Here is a 7,648-nt window from a genome sequence, read left to right on the forward strand (position 1 = left end):
CATGGTAAGTGCGCGATTGTAAGACACTTACGCTTCAACGCTGACGTATAAGCCCCTCTCAGAGGCCACTGACTGTCATCAAAAAATATTTCGCTGTTGGCGGAAAGGGCCTTTGCGATCTCCCAAGCATCAATTGCAGAATCACCCCACCGAGGATACAAGACATCGGAAAAGCCTTGTACAAGCGTAAGCTCAAGATAGCGGATGGCCTCTCTCGAAGGATCGACATCTGTATCGCGATAGAGCAACGTGCGGCTCTCGGCATCGCAGGTCATGCTGGAGTCGTTGGAAGAAGCAATCCGCTTTTGTGCTTTCCCGTTGCTATCCATGCCCTTCTGAGCTTCGTACAAGAGCTGTAAGTCCTCGACCCACTCAACAGGAAATGATTTGTCTGGATGTGTGAACATCATTTCTTTTCTCTTTAATGCTAAGTGAAATCTTTCTAAACTGGGATCGTTTTCGATATACTTCAATGCCAGTCACCAGATCATACCGGAAAATACGCCTTTAGCCACTCGGGAAAGAGTTTTTCGCCGCAACGTCTCAATTGCTTCATAGACGCACGGTTTCTGCGTGCAACACTTACGGTTCCATGAAGATCAGACCCACACACGACGTTAAATCCCATTTGACGGGCGCAAGCGATCACATCACGAGTGCCCTGTTCCAGTCTGTCATAGCCTAGTTCATGTAGGAAGACCTCATCATGCAAGCATAATTCGATGCAATGTCCACCCTGCGCAGCAAATTCCTCAGCAATCCGCTCAAGTGTTTTCCAGGGTGTCTCATTAACAACACCTCGTGCACCTTGTCGCCTTACCTCCCTTAGGGGGTGAGCCAAAACAATCTCGCCCTTGTTTCTACGTGCCAGTTCAAAGGCCCAACTCGGTTCCTCGCTTTCGATCAAGCATACAAATGAGCCCTGCCTAGAGGGCTTCTCGTCGCCCGTAAGGGAATCAATCCGTCGCCCCTTAGCAATACGTATGGACTTAATTAGGTCGGCAGGGCTTTCAGTCGAATTGCGATCGTGGGAAACCATCTCCGCCAATAGGCGAGAGTCACAAAATGTACAGAAGGATCCTAGACGTTCTTTAACGCCAGAAAACGTAGCGTCAAAAGTTGTGCCGGCGAAGTCTTCCTCATAGCATACCCGTGACAGTTCATGGTCCGACCTCCTTAGAGAGTCAAGTGCTGTTTCCATCTCAGCCACTTCACAACCGTCTGGGAAATACAGCAAATAGTCTGGACGGCCCCTAAGCCTCAGTTCGACTCCACGTATGTTAACAAAGCCTCTGTCTATTGCAAGTGTACCTATGGAGTCCCATCCTTCGACGCAATTGTGGTCTGTGATGGCAATTACGTCACCTTCTGAAATTATCTCGCCCACATCGTCCAACGTGACGCGACCGTCGGATAAGCACGTATGCAGATGTAAGTCAACTAGCATGACAGCATTCCCTTTCTAGTCGACTTGGATGTGTGATTTCTTCCCAGGAGAACTCAATCCTTGACATTGGTTGACAATGGCTCTTGCGGTGTTAATTGGACTAAGTGTGGCGGTGTCGATGATAGTCTCTCCCACAAGGCAAGACTTTGTCTTATCACATGCCTTGTGGAGTTTCTTCAGGAGGCCTTCATTCATGACAAGCGCGCGCTCCGTGTTCCGGCGCCGAACTGTTTCGTAGGGCGCATCGAGATAGAACACTTGGACAAAAGTCGGTGCTACCGGCCCCGAATGACTTCGAAAGACATTTTCTACAAAGAACTCAAGGTCACTAGGGATATCAAACACATAGTCCACAATGACATCAAATCCTTCACGAACAAAACTTCGAACCATCAAGGCGGCATGGTAAATCCCAAGCTTCATCTTGTCCTTGCTGGGGCCGCGCAAATCACACTCTTGAAGTTGATCAATGCTGATATGTGCCTTTTTACGCGTCTTCAACATGGCCCGTATTTTCTTTGCAACAGTCGTCTTTCCGACTCCTGGTGCCCCGCGAACCACAATCACGCGTGCCGTCTTTCTTGTACTTACTTTGTCTAAGTTAACTTCTGGCATATGGCTATGCTCCTCTCTATTGCTTTCGCATCAAATTCGCCAATCCATACATGATGAATGTATAGCATATTCATCCCGCAGCTGTCAAGCCCCCCGTTTTTGGTCCAGGTCTTATGAGCGCTGCGGGGGCCGGCACCGCCTCCACGGCGGGGGCGGCCTCCGGCGCGGGGGCCGGCACGGCGTCCGCTGGCTGTGTCAGTGCCATCTGCCCCTGGCGCAGGTGGTCCATGGCGGTGAAGAGCACGCGGGCGGCCTCCTGCGGGGCGTGGAAGCCCGTTGAGTTTTCCGCCTCCACAAAGTCAATGAGGAAGGTGGCGCGGCGCTGGGCCAGGCGGGCCGCCTCCAGCGCGCCCTCGGCCACGCCCCGCTCCTTGGCGGCGGACAGGGCGTCAATCAGCTCCATGAGGGCGCCGAGCGCCTTGTCCTTCATCTCCGCCGTCTTGTCCTGAATGCGCTCCGCCCGCGCGAGCAGCTCGGCCTCCGGGGCCTTGTGGCAGGTCTGGCAGGAGTTGTTGATGTTGAGCAGGGGGCTGCGCACATGGTGGTCGCTGATCTTGAGGCCGCCGACGCGCATGTAGGGCATGTGGCAGTCGGCGCAGGCGACGCCCGCGCGGGCGTGGGTGCCCTCGCTCCACATCTCAAACTCCGGGTGCTGCGTCTTGAGCATGGGCGCGCCGGTCACCTCGTGCGTCCAGTCCTTGAACCCGGTCTCGTCGTAGTAGGCGAGCTCCTGGTCGGCCTTGAGCCCGTTGAACCACGGGTAGACCAGCCGCTTGTCCTCCGTGCGGAAATGGTACTCCACATGGCACTGGCCGCAGACGAAGGAGCGCATTTCCTGGCGCGTGGCCATGGTGTTCGGGTCGTAGTCGTCAATGCCGCGCTCGGCCTTCATCTTGGCCTTGATCCCCTCGAGGAACCCGGGCCGCGTCACGCGCAGCTGCATGGTGTCCGGGTCGTGGCAGTCAATGCAGGCCACGGGGTGCTCGACCAGCGTGCGCGCCTCGGCGTAGGGCATGGCGCACATCTTGGCGAAGCCCTCCATGAGGTCGCCGTTCCCCAGCTTCTTGTAGGGCACATAGACCGATCCGTGGCAGTGGATGCAGTTGCCGAACTGCGGTTTCTTGTGCCGCTCGGTGTACGTCTGGTCGTCGAGCATGTAGGCGTGGCCGCGCTCCTCGCGGAAGTCTATGGCGAAGGCGTAGCCCGCCCACATCCGCTTGAGCCGCGGGTCCAGCTCGATCTTCGACTGCGTCACCACCGTGCGCGGGTCGGCCGCCGTCGGGTTGTGCGGCAGCGCCTCGCTGCCCCCGTGGCGCGTGCGCTCCATGTCCGCCGTCTTCCGGTACTGGTCGTACTGCATGGGGAAGTTCTTTCCCCACTCCGCCGGGTCCACGGTCTCGTCCGTCACCTGCACGACCCGCATGAAGGGGTTGCGCGCCTCCTCCTGCCGGTGGAAGATGTTCACCAGCAGCGCCGTCACCGCGAACGCGGCCAGCGCCGCCGCCAGTGCCGCCGCCGTCATCAGCACGCCGATCTTCTTGAGATTCATGATTCCGTCTCCGCGGCCCCGGGCCGCTATTCCATGTGGCCGACCTCGCTGTGGCACCGGATGCAGTCCAGCGCCTGGGGGCCGTGTCCGAACGCGTCAATCTCCCGCACCATCGGGGCATGGCAGTCCCGGCAGGCCTGCTCCGTCACGGCGCGGTTTCTCTTTTTGATCAGGATGTTGTCGGGGAAGTTGCCCGTGGTGAACGCCAGGCTGTGGTTGAAGCCGTTCAGCCCCTTCGTCAGGTACTTTCCGAAGAAGTTGTGGGGCGTGTGGCAGTCGTTGCACACCGCCACCGCGTGGTGGCTTCCCTTCTGCCAGGCGTCCAGGTGCGCCCGCATCACATGGCAGTTGGCGCAGACCGCGGGATCATTGGACACATAGGAGAATCCCTTCGCATACACGAAGGTGAACCCGCCCACGCCCAGCCCCAGCCCCCCAAACAGGGCCACGAGACAGGCCGGTACAATAACCCACTTTCCCATGTATCACTCCGATGTAGTCTGCCTTGACGCGCGCATGTTAGCACAAACTGCCAATAGTGTCAAGGGCTGGATTCGGGGCGGATCGTCGGATGTGTCAACGAACTGGAGCGGGCGCCGCGGAAAGTCAGGATCAGGTCGGGCGAATGCTCTGAATCGAAGGGGGCCTCGTCGAAGCCGCCCTGGCGCGCCTCCACCGCCAGCCCGGCGGCGCGGGCGGCCTCCTCCAGAAAGGCGCGGGACCAGTGCCGGAGCAGGGCCTCCTCGCGGAGGGTCTCCGTTCCCCACGCGTGTTGGGCGGTGTAGGTGATCTCCAGGCGGGTGCGGCCGTTCTCCGGGGCGAACCGCTTGTCGGCGCGCACGGGCACGCCGTCCACCACGGCCTCCGCCGTGCGCGCGCGGGGTTTTGCGGCGGCGGGCAGGGCGTAGTTGAGCACCTGCACGACGAGCCGCCCCTCCGGCGCAAGGACGGCGGCGGTGTTCTGGAAGAACAGGCGCGCGTCCCCCCCGGCGGGCAGCAGCGACAGGGAGTTGCCCAGGCAGAGGATCAGGTCCCACGGCCCCGGCGGGGGCAGGCGCATGTCGCCGACCCCGTAGACGACCTCCGGGTGGGCGCGCCGCGCGCGGGCCACGGCGACCATTCCGGGGCTGAGGTCCGCGGCCCGGACGGACGCGCCGCGCTCCGCGAGCCACAGGGCGTGGAGGCCCGTGCCGCAGGCGGTGTCCAGCACGCGGCGGCCCCCGGCGCGGCCGAGCGCCCCGAGCAGGAAGGGGCCTTCCCGCTCGAGACGCCCGGGATTCGCGCCGAGGGCGTCATACCATTCCGCGCCGTCTGTGAACGCGCCGTCCACGGATCAGGCGAGCATCGCCGCGAGGTCGGCCTCGGGCGTGGAGATGGGCGTGAGCCCGAACTGCTCCACGAGCACGTTGACCACGTTCGGCCCGAGGAAGGCCGGGACCGTCGGCCCGATGCGCATGTTCTTGATGCCCAGGTGCAGCAGGGTGAGCAGGATGCACACGGCCTTCTGCTCGTACCACGACAGCACCATGGACAGGGGAAGGTCGTTCACGCCGCACCCGAAGGCGTTCGCCAGGGCCACGGCGATCTGGATCGCCGAGTAGGCGTCGTTGCACTGGCCCACGTCGAGCAGCCGCGGGATGCCGCCGATGTCGCCGAAGTCCAGCTTGTTGAACCGGTACTTGCCGCAGGCCAGCGTGAGGATCACGCAGTCGTCCGGCACCGAGGTGGCGAGCTGGGTGTAGTAGTCGCGGCCCGGCTTCGCGCCGTCGCAGCCGCCAATGAGGAAGAAGTGGCGGAGCTTGCCCGCCTTCACGGCCTCGATGACCTTGTCCGCCACGCCCAGCACGGCGTTGCGGGCGAAGCCCGTCATGGCATAGGCCGGTTCGGCGTCCTCGGCGAAGCCCGGCGCGGCCAGAGCGGCCTCGATGACCGGCGTGAAGTCGCGGTCGGCGATGTGGGTCACCCCCGGCCACTGGACCAGGCCGCAGGTGAAAATGCGGCCGAAGTAGCTCTGGCGCGGCTTCTGGATGCAGTTGGTGGTCATGAGGACCGCGCCGGGAAAGGCGTCGAACTCGGCCGCCTGGTCCTGCCACGCGCCGCCGTAGTTGCCCACGAGGTGCGGGTGCTTCTTGAGGCCGGGGTAGGCCAGGCAGGGCAGCATCTCGCCGTGGGTGTACACGTTGATGCCCCTGCCCGCGGTCTGCTCCAGCAGGGCCTCGAGGTCGCGCAGGTCGTGGCCCGACACGGCGATGCACTTGCCCTTCACGGGGGTCACGCGGATTTTCGTGGGCTCCGGGTGGCCGTAGCGGCCCGTGTTCGCCCCGTCCAGCATGCCCATGACCTGGAGGTTCACCTCGCCCACGCGCATGGCCCGGCCCACCAGCGCGCCGATGTCCGACGGCTGGTCCGCCAGGAAGCTCAGCGTCTCGTGGATGAACCCGTACACGGAGTCGTCCTCGACATCGAGCACCCTCGCGTGCTCCGCGTAGGCGGCCATGCCCTTCAGGCCGTACATGATCAGCTCCTGCAGGCCGCCGGCGTCGCTGCCGTACCGCTGGAGCCGCCCCTCGACGCCCACCTTCTCGCCCAGGCGCACCAGTTCGGCGCGGCCGCCCGCAATCTCCATCACCGCCGGCCCCGACAGGGCCTCCGGCGCCGCGCACACGCCCTCGTAGAGGGCCCTGGCCCGGGCGCGCATTTCCGCGCCGCGCAGCACGAGGCGGCACAGGTCGTCCGGGTCGAAGTTCACGTTGGTCACCGTGGTGAAAAGCGCCTCCATCACGAAGACGTCCAGGTCGCGGTCCACCGCGCCCAGCGCCCGCGCGCGGTGCGCGTACTGGGAAATCCCCTTCGCGGTCTCGTTCAGCAGGTCCTGGAGCGCCGCCGTTTCGGGGTCCTTGCCGCACACGCCGTAGGACGTGCACCCCGTGCCCCTGGAAGTCTGCTCGCACTGGTAACAAAACATGCTCATTTCACGTTCTCCCGCCGTTGCCGGCCGTTATCAGTTCCGGACTGCCGCACCATGCGGCCGCCGGTGGTCAAAACTCCCGACGTGATAGTAGGTCCCCGGACACGCCGATCACAACCTCCTCCACGGGAACCGCGCTGCCCGCCTGCGCCCGCGCCTCCAGCACCAGCCGCAGGAGCCCCCCGCAGCAGGGCACCTCCATGCGGGCCACCGTCACGCGCGGGGGCCGCGCGTGGGTGAACAGGTCCCGCAGCTTCTCGACATACCCCGACAGCTCGTCCAGCTTGGGGCAGGCAATGGCCAGCGCCTTTCCGGGAAGCAGGTCGGTGTGGAACGCCCCGCAGGCGAAGGCGGCGCAGTCCGCCGCGATGAGGAGGTCCGCCTCCTGATACTGCGGCGCGAAGGGGCTGATGAGGTGAAGCTGCACCGGCCAGTGCCGCAGGGCCGACGCGGGGGCCGCCCCGGCATGCGCCGGCGGGGCGGACGGGCCGAAGGTCCGGCTCATGCTGCCCGGACAGCCGCCGCCGTGCCCCCCCGAGGGGCACCCGGACGCCGCAGGAACAGCAGCGGACGCTCCGGCGCCCGCCGCGGCCGGAACCTGGGCGGCCCCAGCCGCGGCGAGCACCGCTGCCTCGTCAAACGCGTCCGCTTCCCGTTGTTCTATGGTCAGGGCGCCGGTCGGGCAGTCCCCGATGCAGGCGCCCAGCCCGTCGCAAAAACTCTCCCGCACCAGCTTCGCCTTGCCGTTCACCAGCACGAGGGCCCCCTCGGCGCAGCCTGTGATGCAGTTGCCGCAGCCGTTGCACTTCGCCTCGTCTATCCGGATGATGCTGCGCATTGCCATGTCCTGTCTCCTGTCGTTCGGCGTTCCCCGCCGTGCATGGACAGAGTATGCCCCCTTTCCCGGGGGAACGCCTTGACTTGGGTCAAGGGTTCGGAAAATCGTGGACGATATGGACGGAATGGACAAAATGGACGATATTGACAGGAGAAACGACCTGTCGAAGGGCTCTGACTATCCTGTCCGTCCCGTCCATGTTGTCCATTCCGTCCATATCGTCCATTCACG

At 63.2% G+C, this 7,648-nt stretch carries 7 protein-coding genes; all 7 read right to left on the reverse strand.

What is annotated here, in order from left to right; all coding sequences use genetic code 11:
- The coding region (locus GXY15_05395) for a hypothetical protein (protein ID NLV40647.1) at positions 1–473 on the reverse strand (473 nt) is incomplete at its 3' end.
- A gap of 989 nt (positions 474–1,462) precedes the next feature.
- On the reverse strand, positions 1,463–2,062 hold the full coding sequence (locus GXY15_05400; protein ID NLV40648.1) for an AAA family ATPase: 600 nt from the start codon (positions 2,060–2,062) through the stop codon (positions 1,463–1,465).
- Between the two features lie 70 nt (positions 2,063–2,132).
- The gene (locus GXY15_05405; protein ID NLV40649.1) at positions 2,133–3,611 is read right to left on the reverse strand and encodes an ammonia-forming cytochrome c nitrite reductase subunit c552; all 1,479 of its coding nucleotides are present in this window, start codon (positions 3,609–3,611) and stop codon (positions 2,133–2,135) included.
- Positions 3,612–3,637: 26 nt separating this feature from the next.
- The gene (gene nrfH, locus GXY15_05410; GenBank protein NLV40650.1) at positions 3,638–4,093 is read right to left on the reverse strand and encodes a cytochrome c nitrite reductase small subunit; all 456 of its coding nucleotides are present in this window, start codon (positions 4,091–4,093) and stop codon (positions 3,638–3,640) included.
- A gap of 59 nt (positions 4,094–4,152) precedes the next feature.
- Positions 4,153–4,941, reverse strand: a complete 789-nt coding sequence (locus GXY15_05415; GenBank protein ID NLV40651.1) for a methyltransferase domain-containing protein — start codon at positions 4,939–4,941, stop codon at positions 4,153–4,155.
- A 3-nt stretch (positions 4,942–4,944) separates the two neighbouring features.
- Complete coding sequence (gene hcp, locus GXY15_05420; protein NLV40652.1) at positions 4,945–6,576, reverse strand: hydroxylamine reductase; 1,632 nt, start codon at positions 6,574–6,576, stop codon at positions 4,945–4,947.
- Positions 6,577–6,649: 73 nt separating this feature from the next.
- Complete coding sequence (locus GXY15_05425) at positions 6,650–7,417, reverse strand: 4Fe-4S ferredoxin (GenBank protein NLV40653.1); 768 nt, start codon at positions 7,415–7,417, stop codon at positions 6,650–6,652.
- Between the last annotated feature and the right edge of the window lie 231 nt (positions 7,418–7,648).

The organism is Candidatus Hydrogenedentota bacterium (assembly GCA_012730045.1).
GTDB lineage: Bacteria > Hydrogenedentota > Hydrogenedentia > Hydrogenedentales > CAITNO01 > JAAYBR01.